The following is a 25,786-nucleotide window of genomic DNA, read 5'->3' on the forward strand; positions in this document are numbered from 1 at the left end:
ACTTCAGTTACTTGCGTGAACCTCAGGCCGCACCGCCTGGCCAATGCTCCATTGCTGCGGGTGCCAGGCGTGCACCGGCGCGCTATACTGCCGCGCCCTCGCATGCGGCCCCCCGCCCTGCCGGGGCGCCGTCCAAGGCCTCGCGCTGGCCCGCTGGCGGCAACCGAACCTGTTCCCGCCAAAAAAGAGGAGCGCGCCTGATGACCGTGATCAAGCAAGACGACCTGATTCAAAGCGTCGCCGATGCCCTGCAGTTCATTTCCTATTACCACCCCGTCGACTTCATCCAGGCCATGCATGAGGCCTACCAACGTGAAGAGTCGCCGGCTGCCCGTGATTCGATCGCTCAGATCCTGATCAACTCGCGCATGTGCGCCACCGGCCATCGGCCCATCTGCCAGGACACCGGCATCGTCACCGTGTTCGTGCGCGTTGGCATGGACGTGCGCTGGGACGGCGCCACCCTGAGCGTCGACGACATGATCAACGAAGGCGTGCGCCGCGCCTACAACTTGCCTGAGAACGTGCTGCGCGCCTCGATCCTGGCCGACCCTGCCGGCAGCCGCAAGAACACCAAGGACAACACTCCGGCGGTGATCCACTACTCCATCGTGCCCGGCAACACCGTTGAGGTGGACGTCGCAGCCAAGGGTGGCGGTTCGGAGAACAAGTCCAAGATGGCCATGCTCAACCCCTCCGACTCGATCGTCGACTGGGTGCTCAAGACCGTGCCTACCATGGGTGCCGGCTGGTGCCCGCCGGGCATGCTCGGCATCGGTATCGGCGGCACCGCAGAGAAAGCGGCGGTGATGGCCAAGGAAGTGTTGATGGACCCGATCGACATCCACGAGCTCAAGGCTCGCGGTGCGCAGAACCGCATCGAGGAGCTGCGCCTTGAGCTGTTCGACAAGGTCAACCAGCTGGGCATCGGTGCCCAGGGCCTCGGCGGCCTGACCACCGTGCTGGACGTCAAGATCATGGACTACCCGACCCACGCCGCCTCGCTGCCGGTGTGCATGATCCCCAACTGTGCGGCCACCCGCCACGCACACTTCGTGCTCGACGGCTCGGGCCCGGCCAGCCTGCAAGCCCCGCCCCTGGATGCCTATCCGGAAATCGTCTGGGAAGCGGGCCCTTCGGCGCGGCGCGTCAACCTCGACACCGTTACACCCGAAGAGGTGCAGAGCTGGAAGCCAGGTGAAACCCTGCTGCTCAACGGCAAGATGCTGACCGGCCGCGACGCTGCGCACAAGCGCATCGTCGACATGCTCAACAAGGGCGAGCCGCTGCCGGTGGACCTCAAGGGCCGCTTCATCTATTACGTCGGCCCGGTCGACCCGGTGCGTGACGAAGTGGTCGGCCCGGCCGGCCCCACCACGGCCACCCGGATGGACAAGTTCACCCGCCAGATCCTCGAGCAAACCGGCCTGCTGGGCATGATCGGCAAGTCCGAGCGCGGCCCTACTGCCATCGACGCGATCAGAGACAGCAAGGCCAGCTACCTGATGGCCGTGGGCGGCGCCGCCTATCTGGTAGCGCAGGCGATCAAGAAATCCGAAGTGCTGGCCTTCCCTGAACTGGGCATGGAAGCGATCTACGAGTTCGAGGTCAAGGACATGCCCGTCACCGTGGCGGTCGACAGCAACGGCGAGTCGGTGCACATCACGGGCCCGGCGATCTGGCAGAACAAGATCGCCCAAAGCCTGGCGGTCGAAGTGAAGTAAGCCCCGCCGGCGTAGAACGAGCCGCTCCCTGTGAGCGGCTTTTTCATGCAGGTAGTCCACCCGCGTCAGCCGATTCGTGTGCCGAGGACGGTCAAAAAAGCCGCCAGCCATGCCGGGTGCGCAGGCCACGCCGGGGCCGTGACCAAGTTGCCGTCCACGTGCGCTTCACTGACCGCGATGTCCATGAACTTTCCGCCCGCCAGCTTCACCTCCGGCGCGCAGGCGGGGTACGCACTGCATTCACGCCCGTCGAGCGCGCCGGCGGCCGCCAGCAATTGAGCCCCATGACAGATCGCCGCAATGGGTTTGCGGGCCTCGGCGAAATGGCTGACCATCGCCAGCACCTCTTCATTCAAGCGCAGGTATTCCGGCGCGCGCCCACCGGGGATCACCAGCGCGTCATAGTCCGAGACGTGCACGCGGGCGAAATCCTGGTTGAGAACGAACAGGTGGCCGGGTTTTTCGCTGTAGGTCTGGTCGCCTTCGAAGTCATGGATCGCCGTACGCACCCCCTGGCCCGCGCTTTTCCCAGGGCACACCGCATGCACGCTGTGCCCGACCATCTGCAACGCCTGGAAGGGCACCATTGCTTCATAGTCTTCGACGTAATCGCCCACCAGCATCAGGATTTTCTTGGCGCTCATCAGACAGGCTCCTTGATCGTGTTCGATCAAGGGTAGCCTGTTCCAACCACTCAGCTACCCCGGCTCAGGCTCGCCAACCGGCGTGAGAGGTCCTGCATGCCACGGCTGAGGCCCGAAAGCGAACCGGCATCACGCGCGCCTTCCTCACTGGCCTGGTGGATACGCACCGCCAGCTCGTTGATCTCTTGAGTGACGTGGCTCTGCTCCTGGGCTGCCACCGCAATCTGCTGAGCGCGCTGGACGATGTCATCGAAGGCGCTGACCGTGCTCCCCAACGAATCGACCAGCAAACCGGCCTGGTCGACAACAGTGCGCGTGCGGTCCTCTCCGGCAACCATGGTATTGACGGCGCGGGTAGAGGCGCTGCGCAGTTCGGTGATCATGTCTTGAATCTGTGCAGCCGAGGTCTGTGTGCGCGCAGCCAGGGTACGCACCTCGTCGGCCACCACGGCAAAGCCCCGGCCCTGCTCACCGGCACGGGCTGCCTCGATGGCGGCGTTGAGCGCCAGCAGGTTGGTCTGTGCGGAAATCGCCTTGATCACCTCCAGCACGCCGCTGACGCTCTCGATGTCCTGCCCCAGGCCTGTGATGGCCTGGGCGACCTGGGTCAGGTCGCCAGCCAGCGAACCGATCGTCTGGCTGTTCTCACCCACGTGGCGTTGGCTGCCGCGAGCAGTTTCCAGCGAGGAGCGGGCAGTATCGGAGCAGTCGACCGTGGTACGCGCCACTTCCTGGGCACTGGACGACATTTCGGTAATCGCCGTGGCCAACAGATCGTTGTCTTCGCGCTGCTTTTCGGCTCGCTCGGCCATCAGGGTAGCCAGGCGCGCTACATCGTCGGACTGGCTCTGCAACTGCGCCGCCTCGCTGGCGATGGCTTTGAGCATGTCGCGCAGGGTACCGGCGTAGCGGTTCACCGATTGGCGCAGCGCGCCGATCTCATCGTCGCGCAGCACTTCGAGTTTTTCGCCGCTGCTGCCGCCCTGGCTGAGGCGGTCGATCTGCTCGGTGGTTTCGCCGATCTGGCGCAGGATGGCGCGGCCTGCCAGCCAGGCCAGGCTGAACACTACCAGCAACAGCGGCAGCAGAATCGAGAGGATGTCCAGCGTCAGGCGCTTGGCCACGGCTGTCATCTGCGCCTGCGGCGTGACCAGGCCGATCACCCAGCCGGTCGAGGGAATACGGGTGAGGCTTACATAGGCCGCCTCGCCCAGCTGCCCCTCGCGGGCCACCGGGAAGGTGGTGGTCCCGGCCTGCGGCTTGCCGCGCCAGTCACTCACTGCAGAGAACCACGGCAGGCGCTCGGCCAGGGCCTTGTCGTCGGCCGCCGCCTGGCCGGGGAAGTAAAGAACCTTGCCCGAACGGTCCAGGGCGAAGGCGTAGCCCCCAGTAACCTTGCCGTTGGCCTTGAGAAAATCGGCCAACCCCGAAAGCGTCATGTCGATGGTGGCCACCCCCGCAAAGCGGCCGTCGCGCTGGTAGGGCACGGTGCAGGTGGTCATCAGGATCTTGCTCACCGGGTCCAGATAGGCGTCTGACCATCCGCAATGGCTGGCATCGGAGGCCTTGCCCTTCAGGTACCAGTCTGCCGCCTGGTACGCCTCGGTGCCCGGCGCGTTGTACTCTTCCGAATACCCCAGCGCCTGGCCGCTGCGCGCCCAGTAGAAACTGCGCAGGTCCACCCCAGGGGTGAAGGCCCCAGGCTCGGGCCACAAGCCGCCGCCGGCGATTGCCGTGGCGCTCAATGAGTCGATGATCGGCGCCAGGCTGGCCTTGACCAGTTCCGGGTCTTTGGGCAGTGAACCACCCAGCCGGGCCATGGCCACGACCCTCCCCTCAACCTCACCCAGCTCGATGGACAACTGCCCAGCGATCGCCGCCGCCGACTGCTCGGCCCGTTCGGTGTTGGTCTGGATGAGTTTAGGCTCGCCGGAAAACACCATCACCGCATAGATCGCCAAGGCGGTGATCAGTACGATAAACAGCATCCCCAGCGACAGGCGGGTAATGATCTTGCGAGGCATGACGTTCACAGGGAGTTCCTTGGCTGGCCGGTGATAGGCAGTTGAAAGCAGGTCTTGTGCCACTCAGCCATCACTATCGGCCTCTGGATCGCGAGGTTTAATTCCTCCGATCAAGCGCATTGGCCACCACGCGGTCCACCCAGCCCCACACCCGTTGCTGTACCCGCCGCCACAGCGGCCTGCGTTTCCAGTCGGCCAGTGTCACCTGCCGGCTTTCGGCAAAATCAGCCTGAAAGCTGGCCTGCACGGCGGCCGTGAACGCCGGGTCGATGGCTTCTAGGTTCGCCTCCAGGTTGAAGCGCAGGTTCCAGTGGTCGAAGTTGCAGGAGCCGACGCTCACCCAATCGTCCACCAGCACCATCTTCAGGTGCAGGAAACACGGTTGGTATTCGAAGATCTTGACCCCCGCCCGCAACAAGCGCGGGTAATAGCGGTGGCCGGCGTACCGCACCGAAGGGTGATCCGTTCGCGGGCCAGTGAGCAGCAACCGTACGTCCACGCCCTGGCCGGCGGCACGGCGCAGGGCACGGCGCACTGACCAGGTCGGCAGAAAGTAAGGCGTAGCGAACCAGATGCGGCGCTGCCCAGTGCGCAAGGCGCGCTTGAGCGATTGCAGAATGTCGCGATGCTGGCGGGCATCGGCATAAGCGACCCGGCCCTCACCCTGATGGTCATCCCCGTCAGGCAGGCGGGGTAAGCGCGGCAACCCAAACGGCATGGGCGGGCGCCATTCGGTACGGCGGGTGTTGGCCCGCCACTGGCGGTCGAACAGTGTCTGCCAATCGGCAACCAAGGGCCCTTCGATAGCGACCATCACCTCGTGCCACTCGCTGCTGGGCTGGCCAGGTTGCCAGAACTCATCGGTGACACCTGTGCCGCCGACCACGGCCAGGCGCTGGTCGACCACCAGCAGTTTGCGGTGATCCCGGTACAGGTTGCGCAGCCCGCGCCGCCAATGAACCGGGTTGTAATGCCGCAGTTGCACCCCGGCCGCTTCCAGGCGTTCAAGCAGCGCGCGGCCAAGTTTGAGGCTGCCATAGCCGTCAAACAGGCAGCGCACACAAACGCCTCGCTCGGCCGCATCGCACAACGCCTGCACCACGGCCTCGGCGCAACTGCCGGCCTCGACCAGGTACAACTCAAGGTCGATCTGGTCCGTCGCGGCCTGGACAGCATCAAGCATGCGCGGGAAGAACTGCGGGCCGTCGATCAGCAGCTCGAAGCGGTTGTCATTACGCCAAGGGAACACCAAGCCGCCCATGGGTTCTCCAGGCTGAACGGGACGCGGGCCACGATAGCCGGGCCTTGGGGTTTTACGCAACATGCAGTTACGCCTATGGCACACTGCCCTTACCCCATCAAAGGAAAGCGCCATGAGCGATGCAATGCACTTCTATGAAACCGCCAAGGGCCATGGCCTGGCGCATGACCCGTTCAAAGCGATCATTGCGCCCAGGCCCATCGGTTGGGTGTCGTCGTGCAGCCCCGAAGGAATACTGAACCTGGCGCCCTACAGTTTTTTCAATGCGTTCGCCGACAAACCGCCGGTCATTGGTTTCAGCAGCCTGGGCCGCAAGGACAGCCTGGCCAATATAGAAAGCAGCGGCGAGTTCGTGTGGAACCTCTCGACCTGGCCGCTGGCTCAGCAGATGAACCAGAGCAGTGCACCGGTAGGGCCGCAGGTCAGCGAATTCGAGCTGGCCGGGGTGACCCCCGCCGAGTCTCGGCTGGTCAAGCCACCGCGGGTGATGGAAAGCCCCGTGGCCTTCGAATGCAAGGTGAGCCAAATCATCCAACTGACGACGGCAGCAGGTGAAGCGCTGCCCAACTGGCTGGTGTTAGGTGAGGTAGTAGCGGTGCACATCGCCAAGGCGATGATCAAGGACGGCGTCTATGACACCGTGGCGGCTGACCCCATCATGCGCGGCGGCGGCCCGGCCGATTACTTCCGCCTCGGCGAGCGTTTCGCGATGACTCGTCCGCAGGGCTGATCAACTGGCCCGGCGCATCGCAGGCTCGGCGTGCACGGCCTGGCCGAAGGTCTGCACGTCGATGTGAATGACCAGGCCGTCGCGGGCCAGCAGGCTGAACCAGTCGCCCCCCGGCGTGCCGGCCCAGGCGGCGGAGGCCTCTTCGCTGGCCCACTGGGCGCTGAGCAGCCAAGTGGCCTCATCATGCAACGCCGGTTGCGCCACGCAGTGCAGGCACCCCGGGGCCTCAAGGGTGCGGCGGGCCAAGTGCCCGAGGCACGCGCCCAGCGCTTCGCTGCGGCCGTGAGGGGCACGCAGGAACACACAGTGGCTAACGGCGGGAAGTGAAGTCATGGCGTTTCTCCCTGGTAACAATTGGAAAACTCTGACAGCCATAGAGAATACTGGCCGGGTTAACGGCGCGTTATCCCGATCCTGCCACTGGCTTGCCCGATTCTGCACAACGTGTTTTCCCACCCAGGGTTCAACCACGTGCAGGCTAAACCTGAGCGACTGAAACAACCCCGCAAACTTAGGGATAGAGCAGGATCAGGCAAGCATTTCGCAGGATTGGCCTACCCCGGCCGATTTGCCTATAGCTATCTTTTCGCATCGTCGGCCCGGCCATCGGCCTCTTCTGGAGCCTGCCATGTCTTCCTCCGCCTCCCCCCTCGAAGCCCAGCGCCAGGAACTGGCCGGGCTGATCCGTCGCCATACCCACAGCACGCCCGAGGGCCATGTGTGCTGCCCGTGCGCGGTGCCCGACCTGCATCTGACCCGCTACGAGCACTGCCAGCCCTCGGCAGCCACCATCGCCCAGCCGGCGCTGTGCGTTTTCGCTCACGGCAGCAAAGAGGTGTACTTGGGCGATGAGCGCTATGTGTACGACCCGTTGCATTACCTGGTGGTGTCGGTGGCGATGCCGGTCAGCGGCCGGTTGCTCAACGCAACCCCCGACGACCCAAGCCTGCTGGTGCGGCTTGACATTGACCCCGCCGAGATCACCCAGCTGATCGCCGACGTGGGCCCGCAAGGTGTGGCTACCCGCCCTGCCGAACGCGGGCTGTATGTGGAACCGATGGAGGCGCCGCTGCTAGACGCATTGCTGCGCCTGGTAAGGCTTGTGGATACGCCGCGCGACATTCCCATGCTTGCGCCACTGATCAGGCGAGAAATCCTCTACCGTTTGCTGCGCGGCAAGCAGGGCCATCGGTTGTATGAGATCGCGCTGTGCAACAGCCAGACTCACCGGGTGAGCCAGGCCGTGGATTGGCTCAATGGGCATTTCCACCAGCCCTTGCGTATCGATGACCTGGCGCGCAAGGTCAACCTGAGTGTGTCGACCCTGCACCACCGCTTCAAGGCAGTGACCAACTTAAGCCCGCTTCAGTACCAGAAGCAGCTTCGCCTGCAGGAAGCGCGGCGGCTGATGCTCAATGAAGGGCTTGAAGCTGCTGCAGCTTGCTACCGGGTGGGCTATGAAAGCCCGTCCCAGTTCAGCCGTGAATACAGCCGCCAGTACGGCGCGCCGCCCTCCAGGGACCTGGCTCGGCTGCGCGCCGGCGGGGAGTGAGTGGCCTTGGCGGGTATAGCGCCCCGCGTGGCAAGCCGCCCTCCCACTGCCTTGCACTTAGGACGTGGGAGGGCGGCTTGTCGCGCGACGAGCAGTCAACAGCGCAATGCAGCGCTACTCCCCAAACTTCTTCCCATCGGTGTATTCCGGGTCATAGAACACCTCGTCGCCTTCTTTCAACTCCATGCCGCCGACCAGCTTCAGGTAAGCCTCCAGGTCGTCGGTGCTCAACTTGCCGTCGGCACCATCGCGCTTCCAGAACGTGTCGAGCATGTCGAAGAACCCTTTGTTGTCGAGCAGGAACTGGGCGGCGTTCTTGTCCTTTTCATCACCGCCAGCGGCGATCTTGCGCAGGTCCTTGTCGCTGACGATCTTGTCCGAGCCGTTCCAGTCATCCCAGCGTGAGTGGATGTAATCGAGGGTTTCCTTGTTTTTCTCGTAAAACGCCTTGCCGTACTCGTTCATCGCCGTGCCATTGGTGTTGTAGCCAACGATGCCGTTTTCGTCTTTGTGCAGCGACTCATCCAGCCGGTTGGATGAAGAACCGCCCTTTTGAGGCGTCTCGTCGAAATGTTGCCACTCGCTTTGCTGGAAGCGGAACAGGCTGTCGTCCTCGGGCGCCTCGCGGCCGCCGTAGTGGTAGATGGAATAATGCGCGTATTCGACCTTGTCGCCCCAGTTGTCCTGCAACAGCCCGTCGGCGGCCAAGTCTCGGTACCAGTCGTTTTCCTTCTCGGTGGCCTTCTGCTTTTTATTGTGGTCGACGAAATAGCCGATGATCCCGCCCACCACGGCCAACACCACACCCACCAGAAAGAATGGGCCAGTAAGCGCTGCGGCGGAGCCTGCGCCAATCAGCGCTGCTGCGCCTACGACACCGGCCGAGGCACCGAAGGCGCCGGCCGCGATCTGCAGGCCACCCTGGGCCTTGACCAGCGGGTCATTGCTTTTCACGCCGCTCTTGATGGTGAACGCACCGAGTACGATATCGGCGAAGCCGCCGACGATGTCGGTTGCCGGGCCCAGCACCTTGATAACAGACCCTGCGATCTTGGCCGCCTTGCCTGCCGATACCCCGGCGCCTTCGATGCGCTGGCTGATGCTCTGGCCTATCTTGGCGGCTTCATCGGCCGAGCCTGCACCATCACCGAGCAAGGTGTTGAAGTCCTTGGTGTAGCTGGGTACGTTTTCGAGCGCTGCTTCAATCCGGGTTCTGAGTTCGGCGGGGACCTCGCCGGTCTTGAAGTCGATCTGCTTGCCCTGCACGCCCTCTTTGCCCCAGATCTCCGGCAGGCTTTTGTCCAGGCCGAGCAGGTCAACCACCCCACCTTTGCCCATCAGCCCGGCCACCGCGTCTCCGGCCCTGACGAACTGCCCGGAGGCACCGGCGAAGAACAGGAAATCCTTGGCGATCGCCAACCGCTGCTCAGGGGTTTCACCCAGCTTGCCGCCATCGCCTACCAGCTGATAGATGCCGGAGAACAACGACACCCCAGCGCCCAGCGAGCCCAAAATCCCTTTGGTATTGAGGCCGCTGAATATGGCGCCCAAAGTGCCGCGATCGGCAATCGGGACGTAGGACTTGCTCAGCGCGGTGTCGATATCGGCTTGTGAAATGCTGCCCTTGTTTTTGTATGCATCACCCAGCTCTTCCAGCGCCTTGGTCACCGCCTCGGCCTTTTTCTTATCCTTGAAACCCTCCTGCAGGAATTTATCGATCGATTCCTGCACTCGCCGAGGGAGGTCGATCGCATCCCCCTTGAGCACACTCTTGAGCAGGCCGAACAGGTCTTTGGTGGCCAGCTCCTTGTTGTCTTCGCTGATCTTGCTGGGGTTGCCGACCAGCTCGTTCAGGTCGGTGGTCAGGCCATCGGCCTGGATGTCCTGCGCCGCCTTGGTGGCAGCGTCCGGGTCGAACATCGCCAGCGATGTGAGCGTGTTGGAGAGGTCTTCCTGCGCCTCGGTGACCTTGCCCTGCTTCTTCAGGTCGTTGAGGTAGGCCACGTACTCGTAGCGGTGCTCGCCGACCATATCCAGTAGCTTCTGCTTGATCTCATCCTTGTTCGGCAGCTTGTCGATCGCCGCACTCATCTGGTCCTTGTAGTCTTTGGCGATCGTGGGGTCGGAGAACAACTCACTGATCGCTTCCTTGAGCTTGGGCCCATCGATGATGTCGTGCATGTCGGCGCTGGTCAGCTCGGTTTGCCCGTCGCTGAACTCACGCCAGGTGCCGCCGAAGGCGCCCGGTGTTTCTTCGTAGCCGGTAATGCCGTGGCCGTTGGAATAGGCCGCCTGAGCCTCGAGCGCACGCACCAGCTTGGCACGCGGGTCGTCTTTGGCAATGGAGCCATCCTCCACGCCTTTGCGGTAACCCTCGATCAACTTCTGCGTGGCCAGTTCGCTGACGTTGAGCTCGGCCGACTTTGGATCATCCGGGTCGGCATGCTCACCGGTGCCCAGGTTGAGCACATCCAGGTCGTCGCGCGGCGGCAGGTTGTGCGAGCTGCGGGTACTGTCGACGTCCCCCTCGGTCGCGCCGGTCCAGCGGGCCAGCACATCTTCGTAAAGTTGCGGGCTGATGTCCTTGGAAACGATGAACTTGCCGTCTGCGTTCTCGTAGCGGATCAGGCCATCACCCAGCTCGTCGGGCGAGCCGATCTGGCTGTCTTGATTCTTGATGAAGTCATTAGGGCCGGCGAGCTTGTAGCCTTGGGCTTCGCTGTCGTGAATCTTGGCCCAGGTTTCACTGACCTGCTGCACCTGCTTGAACTGCTCCGGCGCGATGTCCTTGCTGACCACATGCCACTGACCATCCTGGGTCTTGTAGCTGAGCACGCTGTCCTGCTCACCCTCTTGCCAGGACAAGTCGCTGATATCGTTCAGGCCGGGCAGCGGCGCGTTCGCGTCGTCGAGCACCGCACCGCCGTTGAGTGCGCCTTCCAGTGCGCTCTTCTTGCCCGGGTCGGTCATCACCTTATACATACCGACCAGGTGGTCGTAGAGCTTGGGGTTGTCTTCGCGGGCGACCACCACCTTCTCGCCATTGTGCTCGTAGCGGATCAGGTTCGGCCCCATCTCGTCAGGCGGGCCGATGGTGGTGCCCCCAAACGGCGGCCAGGTTTCGTTATCGCCCGCCACGCGATAGCCATCGTCGCTGCTCTTTTCCTTGCCCTGGATCTGCTCACGGGCGTTCTTGGCGAATTCGAACAGTGCCGGGTTGTCCCGTTTGGAGACCACGACTTTCTTGCCGTCCTGCGTTTCGAAACGGATCAGGCCTGGGCCGACCTCGTCTTCGGGGCCCACGGCACGAATGTCGGTAAGTTTGTCCGGTGTCTTTTCATCGCCGCCGGCACGCACATAGCCGTCTTTCTCGCTGGCATTGATCCCGGACAGCGCTTTGAAATCTTCACTGAGCTGCTTGAACAGCGCCGGGTTGTCCTGCTCCGAAACGATCACCTTCTTGCCATCGGCATCGACATAGCGAATCAGCCCTTCGCCGACTTCACCCGGGGGGCCGATAAGTTTCTCGTTGAGGGTTTCAGGCACCTTGGCATCACCCGCCGCCAAGGCATAGCCCTCGGCCAGGCTCTGGTTCACGCCCTCGACCTGGCCTTGGATCGCTTCCAGGCGCTTGAACAGGTCGGGGCTGGTCGATTTGGAGACGATGACGTGGTCGCCGTCTTTGGTGACGTAACGAATGGTGTCGGCACCGGCCTGGCCCGGTTTTTCGATCTCGGCGAACTCGCCCAGGCCCGGCGCCTTTTCATCAACCTTGGCTGGCCGGTAGGTAGCTGTGTTGCGCTGGCGGCTCTCGAGCACCTTGGCAAACAGCAACGGGCTTTTAAGGGGGTTGGAATCGGTACCTGGGTTGACCGGGCTGGTGGACATAGTGCTCGTTCTCCTGAATGACGATGCGCAAACCCTCCCTGCCGGCCTCATCGCCTACCGGTGAATACAATGGGAAAGTTGGCTTTTATGACAAAATGCCTGCCAGGCAACATATCAGGGGAAGTTTGAAATAGAAGTCTCGGTTATCTCTTTTCACAAGGTTTCACAGCCCAAGAAGCCCGCCTGATAATGTTTTGATAATTTTGTGACGTTGAATCGGCGCCTATAATTTGGCTAAAGCATAACACCCATTAAAAACATGGGGTTAGCCTCATAAGAACTTATCGCTTAACATGATTTCGCAGCCCCGGCCAAGTTTTCACAACATTTCACAGCCCAATTCAAACCCCCTGAGTAGTATTTGAATCGTGCAGCGCAGGCCTCTGGCTCCATAGGCACTGACTGCGGTGTGCAACAAGTTTCAGCTCGCATGTGGCGGCTGAGGCGAACGATCCGAACCCTCTACCTTGCTAGGAGAAACATCATGGCCGATACCCCACCAGTAAGCTCGGGCAACGCTGACTCCGCCATCGCCAAGATGGAAGCTACCTTCAACATGGCAATCGAGAAGTCCGCGAAGATCACCGAGATCTCGACCGCCAAGAAGGCCGAGCTCGACGCGACCAAACAGCGTCCGCAGAACTGATGCACCGTGCGGGCGGCCTGCGCCGCCCGCGCACCCCAGGCGTTTCGCGCCACCAGCTGTAACCCTCTGCGGATAGAACGGTGGTATGGCGACTATGACAGCCCTGACTTCTTCCGCTCGGCTGCCCCGTTTCATGGCAGCGAGCCCGGGCACTATGGTGCTCGACATCACAGCCGGCCTGCACCAGGGCGTTTCCCTGGCGTTGGACCGCGACCTGTACCAACTCGGCAGTGGCGAAGCGGCCGACCTGGTGTTGCACGACCCGGCCATCGCCCCCCTGCACCTGCGCATTCGCCCCGAAGGCGGCCAGCTCACGCTGGAGGCGGTAGGCGGCAGCGTGGGTATCCATACCCCAGGGCAAAAGCCCTGGACACTCGCGCAAGGCCACGGGCATCGCGCGCGGTTGCCCGTGCGCCTGCGCCTGGGCGAGGCCGAGCTGAAGCTGCACGCCCCTCAAGCGGGGGCGCCGCGCCCGGCGCAGGGTTGGCGGCCGCATTGGTTGCTGGCGCTGGCCCTGCTGCTGATCTGCGTATCGGCCTTCGCCCTGCGCCAACCGGCGCAACCCTCGGTGCCCGCCCAGGCCGTGGCCACCCCCCAGCCGGGGGCGACGCCTGCCACCCCTGCCCAAGCCAAGGCCTGGCTCGACGAGCAGTTGCACCAAGCGGGGCTGGCGAGCATCAGCAGCGAAACGGGCGATCACCAGGTCATTGCCCATGGCAGCTTCATGCCGTCGCAGAAAGCGCGCTGGACGAGCGTGCAGCAAGGCTTCGACCGGCAGTTCGGCCCGCAGTTGGGCCTGCGCGGTGACGTCGCCCAGCACGCTGCCAGCGAAACGCCACGGGTGCGCTTTCAGGCGGTATGGGCAGGCCCCAATCCGTACGTGATCGACGGCAGCGGAAAGCGCTTGTACCCCGGTGCCGCCCTGGAGGATCGCTGGGTGCTCGAACGTATCGAAGCCAACCAGATCGTGCTGGTGCGCGGTGATGAACGTTTCACTTTCACCCTATGAGAATCGACCCGCGGCCACCGCTGCCGCCCACCAGCGAAGGCCCGGAAAAGCCGCAGGGCGTGGAGGGTGTGCAACCGGTCAACCCACGCCAGGGCGCACGTTTCGACGCGTTGCTGGGCGGGCGCCGCGCAGCGGCACGCAAGGCGCTTCGCCAGGACGTTGACCAGGCCGGTGAGCTGGAAGCCCTGGACCCGGCGCTGTTTGCCGACCCACGCTCGCTGGAGTTGCTCGATCACATCTTGGGCGAGGTGCTGCCGCGCCTGGAACTGGACCCAGACGTGCGCACGTTGGCAGAAGACATGATTCGCGAGGAAATCCACATGCGCGAACACCTGCAACAGCAACGCAGCGAGGCCAAGGCATGAGCCGGCTGGACCGCGACAGCCGCGACCTGCTGCGCGGTATGGGCGAGTTGTACCGGCGCGCCGGGCAGCCGCAACGGGCCTTGGTGATGCTGCTGATCGCCGCCCACATGATGCCCACCGACCGCGCCTTGCTGCGCAACCTGGCGCTGGCGTTCACCGACAATGGTGACGCGGCCCGTGCCCTCAATGCGCTCGACCGCCTGCAGGCCCAAGGCGCCACCGCCCCCGAAGATCACCTGCTGCGCGCCCGCGCCCTGTGGCGCGGGGGTGACAGCGAGCAGGCCCGGGCCTGTTTCAAAGCCTACCTTGCCAACCGGAAGCACCGCCCATGACCGCCCTGAACCGCCTCAACGCTGTGGCCCGCATGGCGGCCCAGCGCACCGATGTAATCATCGTCGCGTTCATGCTGATGGCGATCGTGATGATGATCATCCCGCTGCCCACGACCCTGGTGGACGTGCTCATCGGCCTGAACATCGGGCTGAGCATTCTGGTGTTGGTGGTCGCGTTCTATATCGTCCACTCCGTGGAGTTTTCGGCCCTGCCGCCGTTGATCCTGCTGAGCACCTTGTTCCGCCTGGCGCTGTCGATCACCACAACACGGTTGATCCTGCTGCACGGCGACGCCGGGCATATCGTCAAGGCCTTCGGCGACTTCGTGATCGCCGGGCAAGTGGTGGTTGGGTTGGTGGTGTTCCTGATCATCACCGTGGCGCAGTTCGTGGTGATCACCAAAGGTGCCGAGCGGGTTGCCGAGGTGGCCGCGCGCTTCACCCTCGACGCGATGCCCGGCAAGCAGATGAGCATCGACAACGACCTGCGCAACGGTGATATCGACCAGGCCGAAGCGCGCCGTCGCCGCTCGCGCCTGGAGCGCGAAAGCCAGATGTTCGGTGCTATGGACGGCGCCATGAAGTTCGTCAAGGGCGACGCCATCGCCAGCCTGGTGATCCTGGCGGTGAACCTGCTCGGCGGCATGATGATTGGCATGGTCGAGCGCGGCATGAGCTTCTCCGATGCGGTGCATACCTATTCGCTGCTGACCGTGGGCGACGGCTTGATCGCGCAGATCCCGGCGCTGCTGATCTCGGTCGCTGCCGGCACCGTGGTCACGCGAGTCAACAGTGCCGGCTCGCCGCGCGACCTGGGCAGCGAGATCGTCAGCCAACTGGGCAATAGCCATCGGGCGCTGGGCCTGACCGCCGCGATTCTGCTGGGCGTCAGCCTGCTGCCGGGTTTCCCGGCCCTGGTGTTCATCGGCCTGGGCGGCGCCTTGGGCACCTGCGCCTTCCTGATGTGGCGCAAGCAGCACCGCGCGATGCAAGCCCAGGCACAGGCCGAAGCCGCGCCGGTCGAAGAACCGATGCCGCTCAATGCCGAGCTGGTCAACGAACCCCAGCCCAAACCACTGGATGCCCGTGTGTTGCTGTGCCTGGGCAGCGGCATCGCCGAGCAGGCACCGGAGCAATTGCTGCGCCAGCGCATCGAAACGCTGTGCCACGACCTGCGCGCTGAGCTCGGGTTGGAGATGCCCGTGCCTGAGCTTTACCTGGACCCCACCGCGCCGCCCGACCGCTATGTGGTGGAGCTCGAAGGCGTGCCGGTAAAAGAAGGGGTGCTGCCGCTGGGGCAGTTGTTGCTGCGTGACGACCCGGTGCATGCGCAGTTACTGGAGCTGGAACCGACCCCAGCGCCCTCCCCGCTCAGCCAGCGTGACGGCCAATGGTTGCCGCGCCACCATGAACAGGCGTTGCAACAGGCCGGCGTCGCCTACTTTCACACCGACGAGGTGCTGCGTGGCTTGCTGGAGCACACCCTGCGCCGCTACGCCGCAGACTTTCTCGGTATCCAGGAAACCCGGCAGATGCTGGAGCGGCTGGAAGGCAGCTACGGCGAGCTGATCAAGGAAGTGCTGCGCCATGTGCCGCTGCAACGCCTGGCCGAAACCTTGCGCTCGCTGGTGGCCGAAGGCGTATCGGTGCGTAATCTGCGCGCGCTGCTGGAGGCGATGGTGGAATGGGGCGCCCGCGAACAGGACGCCGGGCGCCTGGCCGAACACCTGCGCGCAGCACTGTCGCGGCAGATCAGCCATCAGTACGCCAATAGCCAACGGGTAATCAGCGCCTTCGTGCTCGCCCAGGGCCTGGAAGGGCAGCTGCGCTCGGCCTTGCGCCGCCAGGAAAAAACCGGCGAGAGCCTGCCCGACGAACTGGCCCGCGGCCTGCTGACCCAACTGCGCCATGCCTGGCAGCGCCTGCCCGAAGACGACCGCACCGTGCTGCTGGTGCATCCGGAACTGCGCCGCAGCGTGCGCCGGCTGTGCATGCGCGGTGAGGTGCCGCTGCCGGTGCTGTCGTTCCGAGACCTGGCAGGCGAATACAACCTGCAGGCGGTGGCCAACATCAGCCTCAGCGAAATCACCCCCCGCGCCGTGCCTGCCGGCACCGCGCCCAACACATTGGCGAACGCTTCATGATCCGACCTGCGACCCTTGCTGTCTCACGCTGGCTGTTCGGCGCAACCTCATTGCTGCTGGCGCTGGTCGCCCAGGCCGAAACCCTCGCGCCCGGCGCGCGTGGCACCCTGGAGCTGGCCTCCGGGCAGGGGCGGATCCTGCATTTCAGCCGGCCGGTGGAGTCGGTGCTGGTGGCCGACCCAACCGTGGCCGACCTGCAAGTGGTGTCACCGGGTGTCATCTACCTGTTCGGCAAGGCCCCCGGCAGCACCAGCCTGATCGCGCTCGGCGACGACGGCAATGAGATGGCCAACATGGCCCTCTCGGTGGGCACCAGCACCGCGGCGGTCAGTGCGCCGTTGTCCCGCCTGCACCCCGGCAGCAATGCTCAGGTGACAGCCGCCGGCAACCGCCTGGTGGCCCGCGGGCAGGTGGGTGACGTGGCCGAAGCGACCGACCTCAACGCCTTGCTCAGCATCGAAGGGCAGAACCTGCAGCCGGCGCTGAACACCACCACGCTGCCCGGCTCGGCGCAGGTGAACATCCGCGTGCGCTTTGCCGAAGTGTCGCGCTCTCAACTGCTCAGCTATGGGGTGAACTGGAACGCGCTATTCAACAACGGTACGTTTTCCTTCGGCTTGCTCACCGGCGGCCCACTCGCCTCTGCGGCGCAGGTAGCCGGCGCCACCAACACCATCGGCGCGGGCATCGCCAGCGGCAACGTCAATATCGACGCAGTGCTCGATGCGCTGCAAAGCAACGGCGTGCTGGAGGTGCTGGCCGAGCCGAACATCACCGCGATGACCGGCCAGACCGCCAGCTTTCTGGCCGGGGGCGAGGTGCCGGTACCGATCCCGGTGAACCGCGACACGGTGGGCATTGAATACAAACCCTACGGTGTGTCGCTGTTGTTCAACCCCACCCTGTTGCCCAACGGCCGCATCGCCCTGCAGGTGCGCCCGGAGGTCAGCAGCATCAGCTCGCAGAACTCAACCGTGGCCAACGGGGTGATCGTGCCCGCGTTTCGCGTGCGCCGCGCCGACACTCGCGTGGAAGTCGGCAGCGGCCAGACCTTCGCCATCGCCGGGCTGTTTCAGCGTGAGAACACCACCGATGTGGACAAGGTGCCCGCGCTTGGCGACATGGCCATATTGGGCAACCTGTTTCGCTCCAAGCGCTTTCAGCGCAATGAAACCGAACTGGTGATCCTGATCACCCCTTATCTGGTGGAGCCGGTGCGCGAACGCGTGGCGGCCACGCCGCTGGACGCACAGCCCGGCAGCACCACCGCCCAGGCCGGGCCGCGCAGCGGCGGCGCCTTCGGCTTTTACCTGAACTGAGGGCTACGCCATGCGCTTGCGATTCGCCCTGCCGTTTTTCACGCTGGCCCTGACCGGTTGCCAGACCCACCTGGAGCCGGCGCACTGGTCGCCGGACTACCAGCGTTTTACCGACGCCAGCGGGCGCACTGGCCTGGTGCCGGTGCAATGCCTGGCGCCGGCCACGCCCGATGAGTTCGACCTGGGGGAGGACTATCAGGCCAAGCTCGCGCCAGGCTGCGCCAACAGCCTGGTGCTACTGCAGATGGTCGAGCAGCGCCAGGACCTGGAACGCGGCCGCGCCACCGGCCAGACCATGGCCGCCCCGGTCGGCCGTGCCGCGCAGGTGTACATCGATGGCTATGACCGCGAAGAGCTGCGCCGGCGGCTCAAGGAACAGCAGGCCGCAGCGCAGAACGGGGGGGCTCAGTAATGGTTGCCCCGCACGTATCAATCCACCAGGCCCATGGCCCGCGCCTGGGCGGCGGGGTCGGCCAGTGCCTTGATCTGCCGTGCCTGTTCGAGCAGCCCCTGGCGCTGGGCGGCGGTCAGCTGGTCCAGGCTCAGCTCACCCAGCGCGCTTTCGCGGCCTGCCAGCACGGCCACCAGCAAGGCATTGCGCTGGTGGCGGGGCAACACCCGCGGCGACTGGGTGACCGCCCGAATGCCCTGCATCGCCGCGTCGGGCTGGCCACCCAAGGCCTGGGCCAGGGCCAGGTTGCATTGGGTGTCGAGGTTCTGCGGTTGCAGCGTGCGGGCTTTCTCGAAGGCCGCCTGTGCCGGGCTGGTCTGGCCGCGCAGCACTTGGGCAACGCCCAGGCGGCTCCAGGCTTGCGGCTGATTGCCCCGGTCAGCGGCCTGGGTGAGGCTGATCACGGCGCGCTCGTAGCGGCCCAGCCGCAATTGCGCGGTACCCAGCCCCAACAGCGCATCGGCGTTGTCTGGCGCGTCATTCAAGGCCTGCTGGTAAGCGCGCTCGGCGCCGCTGGGGTCCTGCGCGGCCAGGCGCGCCTGGCCCAGTTTCAACCAAGCCTCAAGGCCCGCGCCGGGCAACTGGGTGGCCTTGTCGTAGAGCGACGCGGCACTGACCGGGTCGCCACGGCTGGCGAGGTCGTCGCCCAGGCGCAGGTAGCGAGCGTAGGCAGGGTCCGAGGGGGTTTGCGATGCGCAGGCGCCAAGCAGCAGGCTGGCCAACAGAAGGGGAACGACGCGATGAGGCATGTGCAGGTCTCTTCAGGCATGTGCGGCGAGTCTACCCGGTTACGCCGCCTGCCACAGGCCTTGTTGCAACCTGTTGCCGGGTGGTTGTTCGGTGCCCTGGCGCTGCTGCTGGCCGGCACCTGCCAGGCAGCTGAAAGCGACGACCCGCAGTGGTTCAGCGCGCCCTACCCCTATGTGCTGGTGGAGCAGGATTTGCGCAGCGCAATGGACGCCTTCGCCCAGCAACTGAAGCTGACCGTGGTGTTTTCCGACAAGGTGCGTGGCAAGTCCCGCGGCGTGGTGCGCGGCACCCAGGCCGGGGAGTTTCTGCAGAACCTGTGCGCCGTCAACGGCCTGACCTGGTACTTCGACGGCAACGTGCTTTACCTCAATAGTGCCGACGAGGTGGCCAGCCGGCTGCTGCGCCCCGGCCAGGCCAGCCTCGAAGAATTGCGCAGCTACCTGGGCGGGCTGGACGTATACGGCGAGCGCCTGGCCATGCGCCTGAACGAAACCGGTGACGAACTGCTGGTGTCAGGCCCACCCCCATACCTGGCGCTGGTGCAGCAGCACATTGATCAGCAGCGGCGCCCCGCGCAAATCGCCAGCACCCCACGCAGCCACGGCGTGCGCGTGTTTCGCGGCAACAGCGTGACTGAAGTGAACCCCAACTAACCCCTGTTCATTCCACTGGCAACAAGGAGCAGCAACCATGGCCGTAACCCCGACCGACGCCACCGGCGCCAGCACCGAAAGCAACCCGCAAGCGAAGTTCGACGCCGCCGTCGACAGCTCCAGCGAGATGACCGACGAGGAGTTGACCAACGAGCTGATCAACCAGGGAATCATGATCGGTGGGCAGTTCATCATCATGCCCAAGGCGCAGGAAATCCTTAACGAAGCGATGTCTGACGACGACGAAGAATAAGAGGTTGCCCGATGAGCGTAGACCTTGCACCGACCACGGCGGCACTGCCGCCGGGAGGGACCCAGGCTCAGCAGAGCCTGTTCGAACACATGGCCAGCACCGCCAAAGGCATGCCCGAGGGCGCCAGCCCCCATCAGATCGGCGAAAGCCTGATGAACCGGCTGGACAGCTTCATGGACCGCTCGCACCTGTTCAATGCGCGCGCTGATGCGCTGGTTGCCGGCACACCTGCCGCAGGCAAGGCAGACGCCAGCCCGCCCGTTCAACTGGCCAGCAACGCCGATGCCGGCCAGAACGCCGCACACACCGCCGGCACCGCCCAAGTCGACCAGCTCGTGCACTCGCTGGGCAAGATGTTCGACTACTCCATCGAAACCCAGATGGTGGTGCGTGGCGCCACGCAGATTTCCGGCTCCGCCAACACCTTGCTTAAAGGCCAATGACACGATGAAACTCACCCGCCTGATGCTCATTCTGTTGTTCGCAAGCCTGCTCGCCGCCTGCGATACCACGCTGTACAGCAACCTGAGCGAGCGTGAGGCCAACAGCATGGTCGCCGCCTTGCTGCGCGAAGGCATCCAGGCCTCGCGCAAGGTGCAGGACAACGGCCAGATGAGCGTGCTGGTGGATGAAAGCCGCTTCGCCGAAGCCATGGCGGTGCTCGACAATGCAGGCCTGCCGGGCGAGAAATTCGCCAACATGGGCGAGGTATTCAAGAGCAATGGCCTGGTCAGCTCGCCGGTGCAGGAGCGGGCGCAGATGGTCTACGCCTTGAGCGAGGAACTGTCGCACAGCGTGTCGCAAATCGATGGCATCGTTTCGGCGCGCGTGCACGTGGTGCTGCCCGACAACGACCTGCTCAAGCGAGTGATTTCTCCGTCTTCGGCCTCGGTGCTGGTGCGTTACGAGCCAGGCACCGACATCGGGGCGCTGCTGCCCAAGATCAAGACACTGGTAGCCAATGGTATTTCCGGGCTTTCGTACGACGGGGTGTCGATCACGGCGGTACAGGCCCGGGTCAACGCGCCGTTGGCGCCGCAGGCCACACCCGCCAGCAGCGCCGGGCTGTCGCGCTGGCTGCTGGGCGCGCTGGTGGCGATTGCACTGGCGGCGCTGGCCGGCATCGGCTGGCAACGCTACAAACGCCACCAGGCCACGCGCACCTGGGCGCTGAAGGAGGCTGAATGAACCGCTGGGAGCATTTTGTCGACGCCCCCTTGAGCTTCGTCGCCCCGCGCCACCTGGCCGCTTGCCTGGGCGACGCCCCAGCCCAGTTGCGCGAGCAGGTGCTGGCCGAGCCGCGCTTTCACGCACGCTTGCTGGCCTTGCTGTTGGCGCGCCACCAGTTGCAGCCGCTGAGTGAAATCACTGCACCCGATGCCACCGCCATGAACGTGCTGGCGCTCAGCCCGCTGGCCTTCAATCGCCTGCCCAGGCTGTGCGGGGCTATCTGGCACGCCGCAACGCTCGCCCGGGAAGTGCGCGCACCGGTGCAGCACGCCCTGCGCCAGGCGCTGGGGAGTGAGCTGTACAGCCAGGCCCTGGCCCACCGTGAATTGGCCGGCGCGGCCGACCTGCTGCGCGAACCGGCAGCGCTGCTGCAAGCGATCGATCAGGACGGGGCCGCCTGCGTCGCCGCCTGGGCCCAGGCGCAGCCGGCCCCTTTGCAGCGCTGGCTGGCGCTGCGGCTGAACTTGCCTGCAGCGCAGCCAGTGCGCCCACCGGTGAACCTTGCCATCATTGCGGCGGCCGCCACCGCCTTGCACCGCCTCGAGGAGCACGCGGCATGAGCGAGCTGCCCACCCGCCCCGCCGCGCGCATTCTGCGCGCCGAGCAGGCCGACCAATGGATCGATGGCTTTGCCTTTCTGGAGGCTGCCCGCCAGGAAGCCGACCAGATGCGCCAAAGCGCAGAGCTGTGGCGCCAACAGGCGCGGCGCGAGGGCCTGGAACAGGGGTTGGCACAAGGCCGCGCGCAGATGGCACAGGCCCTGCTCGAACAACGCCAGGCCCATGATCAGTGGCTGGCCAGCCAAGAGAGCGCACTGGCGGACCTTGCCCTGGCCATTGCCGGCCAGCTGATAGGCGAGCTGCCCGATACGCAGCGGCTCCAGGCGCTGGTGCGCACCGCGCTGGCCAGTTTTCGCCAGGACCAGGCCTTGACCCTGTACGTACCGCGCGATGCTGTCGACAGCAGCCGCCAGGCATTGATGGGCTTGGCCGTAACGGTGGAAGCCGACGAACAACTCGCACCTGGCCAGGCACGCCTGGCTAGCGCGCAGGGCGCTGTGGAGCTGGGCGTGCAAGAGCAATTGGCGCAACTGCGCCGCGCCTTGCTGCCCTTCGCCAACGACGAGGCAACGCCATGAACGCCGCACTGGACGCTACCTTCAGCCGCCTTCAGGCCCGCCTGGCCAGCGCCCGCCCGCGGCCGATGCGCGGCACCTTGCGCAGCCTGCGTGGGGTGTTGCTGCGCGCCAGCGTCGCTGGCGTAAGCATCGGTGAGCTGTGCCATCTGTCAGACCCGGTCAGCGGCCGCACGCTGGCGGCAGAGGTCATTGGCTTTGAAGATGACGAAGCGATCCTATCGCCGATCGGCGACATGCAGGGCCTGTCCAGCCGCACGTTGATCACGGCCACAGGCCACGCCCTTGGCGTGCCGGTCGGCCCGGCGCAGCTGGGGCGGGTGATCAGCCCCATGGGCGAATGGCTGGACGGCGATGCCCCTGCGGCCCCCCTGGAGCGTTACCCGCTGCACGCCGAACCCCCGGCCCCGTTCAGCCGCCAGTTGATCGAACAGCCCATGGTGCTGGGCGTGCGTGCCATCGACGGCCTGCTGACCCTGGCACGCGGCCAGCGCATGGGTATTTTCGGCGAGCCGGGTGTAGGCAAATCATCTCTGCTGGCCAGTATCGTGCGGCACACCGATGCCGAAGTGATCGTGATCGGCCTGATCGGCGAGCGCGGCCGGGAGGTGCGCGAACTGCTGGATGTGCAATTGGGCCGTGAAGCCCGCGCACGCAGCGTGGCCGTGGTGGCCACCTCCGACCGCCCGGCGGCCGAACGGGTGCGCGCGGCCTTCGTGGCGACCGCCGTAGCCGAATACCACCGCGATCAGGGCAAGCATGTGCTGCTGCTGATGGACAGCCTTACCCGTTTCGCCCGCGCCCAGCGTGAGCTGGGGCTGGCGGTGGGCGAGCCGCCGACGCGGCGCGGTTACCCGCCCTCGTTCTTCTCGGCCCTGCCGCGCCTGCTCGAACGTGCCGGCCCTGCGGCCACCGGCAGCATCACCGCGCTGTACACCGTGCTCACCGAAGGGGATGTGGCCAGCGACCCAGTGGCCGAGGAAACCCGCTCGATCCTCGACGGGCACATTGTGCTCAGCCCGGAGCTGGCCCAGCGCAACCATTTCCCCGCCATCGACGTGCTGCGCAGCCGTAGCCGCCTGATGGACCATGTGGTACCCAAGGATCACCTGGACATGGCGCGCCGTGTGCGCGAGCTGATGGCCCGCCATGAAGCCATTGAAATGCTGGTGCGGGTAGGCGAATACGCCGCCGGCAGCGACCCGCTGGCTGACCAGGCCCTGGCCTGCGCTGACGCGATCGACGCTTTCCTGCGCCAAGGCGCCCACGAACCCTCCAACGCTGCGCAAACCCAGCAGCATCTGCGCAAGGTATTGGCATGAACGCACGGCAACTGAACCAACTGCAGCAATTACGCGCCCTGCGCGAAGAGCGCGCCACCCGCGAACTGGCCAGCCAGCGCCACCAGCGCGAGCAGGCCGACGCCCAACTGAGCCAGGCCCAGCAACGCCTGCATGACCACCGCGCGGCACTGGCGGCGCGCGCCGAGCAGGTGTTCGGGCGCTTCAGCGAGGGCCTTTCGGTGGGTGCCTGGCAGGCGGCTCAGGAGCAGCTCGAAGCACTGGCTGAAAGCGACGAAGCACTGACCGGCGAGGTAGACGCTGCGCATCAGCACCTGGATTTCCACCAGCGCGAGGAGCAGGCCCTGCGCGAGCAGCGCCTGGCCCGCCAGCGCCAGCTAGACGCCTGTGACGTGCTGGTGCAAGCCCGCCAGCGCCGCGACCTGCTTGAACAGGAGCGGCGCGAAGAGAGCGATGAACTGCCCAGCCCGCAGGTGCGCCCATGACCTGCAGCCCCCCTGCCCTGCCCTTGCCGTTGCATGGCCTGGACCAGGTGGCGCCGGCCCACCTGCCAGTGCTGGCCACCCTGCACCGGCGCCGGATGCCCTGGCAGGGGCAGTGGCGCGGCCAGCCACTGTGGCTGCGAGCCGAGCCGGGAGAACCGGTGCCTCTGGCCCCCCTCCACCTGACCGTGGGCGAACACCCGCTGATCGCCGAGCTGCCCAGCGCGTGGCTCGGCGAATTGCCACAGGCCCGAGACGCCGCTGGCGAGCTGCTGTTGGAGGCGGCGCTGCTGCCCTTGATCGAGCCGTTGGAAGCCACCCTTGGGCAGCCGTGCTACGTCACCGCAGCACGCCCGTTCGATACCTGGCTATGCCTGCGCTGGCAGCTGGCGCTGGGCGACGGCCCTGGCGTTACCTTCATGTTGTACCTGAGCGAGGGCGCTGCCCGGCTGCTGGCGGCGGGCATCGAGGCTCACTGGCCGGCGCAGCGCAGGCCGCTGCCGGGCCTGGCGCTGCCTGCGCAGGTGAGCGCTGCCCACGTGCCCCTGACCCTCGCCGAGCTGCGCAGCCTGCGCGCCGGCGATGTGGTGATGCTTGACCACACTCAGCCGGCGCTGCACTGCGCTGGCCGCACTGCCCGTCTGAAACGCGTCGACACGCGCTGGCTGCTGGCCGGCGCCCTGACTTCTGGTATGGAGACACCCATGAGCGATACCCCTGCATTGGCCGGCCCGGACGCCGCGCTCGACGAGCTGGACCTGACCCTGACCTGCCAGGTCGGCCGCCTGGACCTGACCCTGGGGCAACTGCGCGAGCTGGGCGAAGGTAGCGTGCTGGCCCTGGACAGCCGCGCCGATGACGGTGTGGAGCTGGTGGTCAACGGCCGGCGAATTGGCCACGGCCAGCTGGTTCGCATCGGTGAAGGCCTGGGCGTTCGCGTGCTGAGCTTTGCCAGCCTATGAGTGGCTATCAGCCCAACCTGATCGAGATCATTCTGGTCGTTGCCACCATTGGCCTGATTCCCCTGGCGGTGGTGACCCTTACCGGGTTTCTGAAAATCTCGGTGGTGCTTTTTCTGATCCGCAACGCACTGGGCGTGCAGCAGACACCGCCGAACCTGGTGCTCTACGGCATCGCGCTGATTCTTTCGGTGTACGTGACCACGCCGCTGATCGGCGATATGTACCGCCAGGTGCAGGGGCGTGAATTGACCTTCGAGAACGCTCAGCAACTGGAGGAGCTGGGCAACGCGCTACGGCCGCCGCTACAGGCCCACTTGTCGCGGTTCGCCAACGAAAGCGAGCGCGGTTTCTTCATGCAGGCCACCGAAACGGTGTGGTCACCCGAGGCCCGGGCCGAGCTGCGCGATGATGACCTGGTGGTGCTGATCCCGGCGTTCGTCAGCTCCGAGCTGACCCGCGCCTTCGAGATCGGCTTTCTTCTGTACATCCCGTTTCTGGTGGTAGACCTGCTGGTGTCCAACGTGTTGATGGCCATGGGCATGTCGATGGTGTCGCCGACACTGATCTCGATACCTTTGAAAATCTTTTTGTTCGTGTCGCTCAGTGGCTGGTCACGGCTGATGCACGGGCTGATCCTGAGCTACGGAGGCTGACGCCATGGGCCAGGACGTATTCCTGTCATTGATGAAACAGGCACTGATGACCGTGCTGCTGCTCTCGGCGCCGGCGCTGGGCGTGGCGATCATCGTCGGCCTGAGCGTGGGCCTGCTGCAAGCGCTCACGCAGATCCAGGACCAGACACTGCCGCAGGTGGTGAAACTGGTTGCGGTGCTGCTGGTGGTCGTATTCGTGGGGCCGTTGCTGGCCGGGCAGATCATGGAGCTGGGCGGCCAAGTGCTGGACAACTTCCCGATGTGGACGCGCTGAGCCG

The 25,786-nt window shown here is 65.2% G+C and carries 27 protein-coding genes; 21 read left to right on the forward strand and 6 right to left on the reverse strand.

Going from position 1 to position 25,786, the window contains the following annotated elements; translation table 11 throughout:
* Positions 1-200: 200 nt before the first annotated feature.
* Entirely contained in the window at positions 201-1,724 is a 1,524-nt protein-coding gene (locus F474_RS16475) for a fumarate hydratase (RefSeq protein ID WP_097085782.1), read from the forward strand.
* Between the two features lie 65 nt (positions 1,725-1,789).
* Here the strand turns inward: F474_RS16475 and F474_RS16480 are convergent, their stop codons facing one another.
* The 3 genes from F474_RS16480 to F474_RS16490 form a co-directional block, all read right to left on the reverse strand.
* Positions 1,790-2,371, reverse strand: coding sequence for a DJ-1/PfpI family protein (locus F474_RS16480; protein WP_176510732.1), 582 nt, complete (start codon positions 2,369-2,371; stop codon positions 1,790-1,792).
* A gap of 47 nt (positions 2,372-2,418) precedes the next feature.
* On the reverse strand, positions 2,419-4,392 hold the full coding sequence (locus tag F474_RS16485) for a methyl-accepting chemotaxis protein (RefSeq protein WP_256577780.1): 1,974 nt from the start codon (positions 4,390-4,392) through the stop codon (positions 2,419-2,421).
* 97 nt (positions 4,393-4,489) lie between these two features.
* Positions 4,490-5,653, reverse strand: coding sequence for a phosphatidylserine/phosphatidylglycerophosphate/cardiolipin synthase family protein (locus F474_RS16490; RefSeq protein WP_097085779.1), 1,164 nt, complete (start codon positions 5,651-5,653; stop codon positions 4,490-4,492).
* Positions 5,654-5,765: 112 nt separating this feature from the next.
* On the opposite strand from F474_RS16490, the gene F474_RS16495 reads away from it, so the two are divergent.
* Positions 5,766-6,383 (forward strand): flavin reductase family protein, encoded by a 618-nt coding sequence (locus F474_RS16495; RefSeq protein WP_097085778.1) that lies wholly within the window; start codon positions 5,766-5,768, stop codon positions 6,381-6,383.
* On the opposite strand, the gene F474_RS16500 is transcribed toward F474_RS16495, so the two are convergent.
* Entirely contained in the window at positions 6,384-6,716 is a 333-nt protein-coding gene (locus F474_RS16500) for an antibiotic biosynthesis monooxygenase (protein WP_165830329.1), read from the reverse strand. It abuts the gene before it with no gap.
* A gap of 295 nt (positions 6,717-7,011) precedes the next feature.
* On the opposite strand from F474_RS16500, the gene F474_RS16505 reads away from it, so the two are divergent.
* A complete protein-coding gene (locus tag F474_RS16505) occupies positions 7,012-7,935 on the forward strand; it encodes an AraC family transcriptional regulator (protein ID WP_097085776.1) in 924 nt (307 codons plus the stop codon).
* A 114-nt stretch (positions 7,936-8,049) separates the two neighbouring features.
* On the opposite strand, the gene F474_RS16510 is transcribed toward F474_RS16505, so the two are convergent.
* Positions 8,050-11,823, reverse strand: coding sequence for a hypothetical protein (locus tag F474_RS16510; RefSeq protein WP_097085775.1), 3,774 nt, complete (start codon positions 11,821-11,823; stop codon positions 8,050-8,052).
* A gap of 484 nt (positions 11,824-12,307) precedes the next feature.
* On the opposite strand from F474_RS16510, the gene F474_RS22710 reads away from it, so the two are divergent.
* From F474_RS22710 to F474_RS16540, 7 genes are all read left to right on the forward strand, one after another.
* The gene (locus F474_RS22710; protein WP_165830330.1) at positions 12,308-12,469 is read left to right on the forward strand and encodes a hypothetical protein; all 162 of its coding nucleotides are present in this window, start codon (positions 12,308-12,310) and stop codon (positions 12,467-12,469) included.
* 94 nt (positions 12,470-12,563) lie between these two features.
* Positions 12,564-13,478 (forward strand): FHA domain-containing protein, encoded by a 915-nt coding sequence (locus tag F474_RS16515; RefSeq protein ID WP_256577770.1) that lies wholly within the window; start codon positions 12,564-12,566, stop codon positions 13,476-13,478.
* Entirely contained in the window at positions 13,475-13,843 is a 369-nt protein-coding gene (locus F474_RS16520; protein ID WP_097085774.1) for a hypothetical protein, read from the forward strand. The genes F474_RS16515 and F474_RS16520 overlap by 4 nt, the downstream gene beginning before the upstream one ends.
* A complete protein-coding gene (locus F474_RS16525; RefSeq protein WP_097085773.1) occupies positions 13,840-14,175 on the forward strand; it encodes a tetratricopeptide repeat protein in 336 nt (111 codons plus the stop codon). The genes F474_RS16520 and F474_RS16525 overlap by 4 nt, the downstream gene beginning before the upstream one ends.
* Entirely contained in the window at positions 14,172-16,319 is a 2,148-nt protein-coding gene (gene sctV / locus F474_RS16530; protein ID WP_097085772.1) for a type III secretion system export apparatus subunit SctV, read from the forward strand. The genes F474_RS16525 and sctV overlap by 4 nt, the downstream gene beginning before the upstream one ends.
* Positions 16,316-17,638 carry a type II and III secretion system protein family protein gene (locus F474_RS16535; protein WP_097085771.1) on the forward strand — a complete coding sequence of 441 codons (1,323 nt, stop codon included), beginning with the start codon at positions 16,316-16,318 and terminating at the stop codon, positions 17,636-17,638. The genes sctV and F474_RS16535 overlap by 4 nt, the downstream gene beginning before the upstream one ends.
* Positions 17,639-17,648: 10 nt before the next feature.
* Entirely contained in the window at positions 17,649-18,050 is a 402-nt protein-coding gene (locus F474_RS16540) for a hypothetical protein (RefSeq protein ID WP_097085770.1), read from the forward strand.
* Between the two features lie 17 nt (positions 18,051-18,067).
* Here the strand turns inward: F474_RS16540 and F474_RS16545 are convergent, their stop codons facing one another.
* Positions 18,068-18,838, reverse strand: a complete 771-nt coding sequence (locus F474_RS16545) for a tetratricopeptide repeat protein (protein WP_097085769.1) — start codon at positions 18,836-18,838, stop codon at positions 18,068-18,070.
* Positions 18,839-18,934: 96 nt separating this feature from the next.
* On the opposite strand from F474_RS16545, the gene F474_RS16550 reads away from it, so the two are divergent.
* The 11 genes from F474_RS16550 to sctS are packed head-to-tail and all read left to right on the forward strand — an operon-like array spanning position 18,935 to position 25,782.
* Positions 18,935-19,492: a type III secretion protein gene (locus tag F474_RS16550; RefSeq protein WP_097086167.1), complete on the forward strand. Its 558-nt coding sequence runs from the start codon at positions 18,935-18,937 to the stop codon at positions 19,490-19,492.
* A 37-nt stretch (positions 19,493-19,529) separates the two neighbouring features.
* Positions 19,530-19,745 carry a hypothetical protein gene (locus F474_RS16555; protein ID WP_097085768.1) on the forward strand — a complete coding sequence of 72 codons (216 nt, stop codon included), beginning with the start codon at positions 19,530-19,532 and terminating at the stop codon, positions 19,743-19,745.
* Positions 19,746-19,756: 11 nt separating this feature from the next.
* Positions 19,757-20,188 carry a hypothetical protein gene (locus F474_RS16560; protein WP_097085767.1) on the forward strand — a complete coding sequence of 144 codons (432 nt, stop codon included), beginning with the start codon at positions 19,757-19,759 and terminating at the stop codon, positions 20,186-20,188.
* Between the two features lie 4 nt (positions 20,189-20,192).
* On the forward strand, positions 20,193-20,933 hold the full coding sequence (sctJ, locus tag F474_RS16565) for a type III secretion system inner membrane ring lipoprotein SctJ (protein ID WP_097085766.1): 741 nt from the start codon (positions 20,193-20,195) through the stop codon (positions 20,931-20,933).
* The gene (locus F474_RS16570) at positions 20,930-21,535 is read left to right on the forward strand and encodes a type III secretion protein (protein WP_097085765.1); all 606 of its coding nucleotides are present in this window, start codon (positions 20,930-20,932) and stop codon (positions 21,533-21,535) included. Before sctJ ends, F474_RS16570 begins: the two co-directional genes overlap by 4 nt.
* Positions 21,532-22,113, forward strand: coding sequence for a FliH/SctL family protein (locus F474_RS16575; protein WP_097085764.1), 582 nt, complete (start codon positions 21,532-21,534; stop codon positions 22,111-22,113). The genes F474_RS16570 and F474_RS16575 overlap by 4 nt, the downstream gene beginning before the upstream one ends.
* Entirely contained in the window at positions 22,110-23,432 is a 1,323-nt protein-coding gene (locus F474_RS16580) for a FliI/YscN family ATPase (RefSeq protein ID WP_097085763.1), read from the forward strand. The genes F474_RS16575 and F474_RS16580 overlap by 4 nt, the downstream gene beginning before the upstream one ends.
* Complete coding sequence (locus F474_RS16585) at positions 23,429-23,896, forward strand: hypothetical protein (protein WP_097085762.1); 468 nt, start codon at positions 23,429-23,431, stop codon at positions 23,894-23,896. Before F474_RS16580 ends, F474_RS16585 begins: the two co-directional genes overlap by 4 nt.
* A complete protein-coding gene (gene sctQ, locus F474_RS16590) occupies positions 23,893-24,855 on the forward strand; it encodes a type III secretion system cytoplasmic ring protein SctQ (RefSeq protein WP_097085761.1) in 963 nt (320 codons plus the stop codon). The genes F474_RS16585 and sctQ overlap by 4 nt, the downstream gene beginning before the upstream one ends.
* Positions 24,852-25,508 (forward strand): type III secretion system export apparatus subunit SctR, encoded by a 657-nt coding sequence (gene sctR, locus F474_RS16595; RefSeq protein ID WP_097085760.1) that lies wholly within the window; start codon positions 24,852-24,854, stop codon positions 25,506-25,508. The genes sctQ and sctR overlap by 4 nt, the downstream gene beginning before the upstream one ends.
* A gap of 4 nt (positions 25,509-25,512) precedes the next feature.
* On the forward strand, positions 25,513-25,782 hold the full coding sequence (gene sctS, locus F474_RS16600; protein WP_097085759.1) for a type III secretion system export apparatus subunit SctS: 270 nt from the start codon (positions 25,513-25,515) through the stop codon (positions 25,780-25,782).
* Positions 25,783-25,786 lie beyond the last annotated feature (4 nt).

Origin of the sequence: Pseudomonas sp. URIL14HWK12:I12, assembly GCF_003097135.1 — a bacterium.
GTDB lineage: Bacteria > Pseudomonadota > Gammaproteobacteria > Pseudomonadales > Pseudomonadaceae > Aquipseudomonas.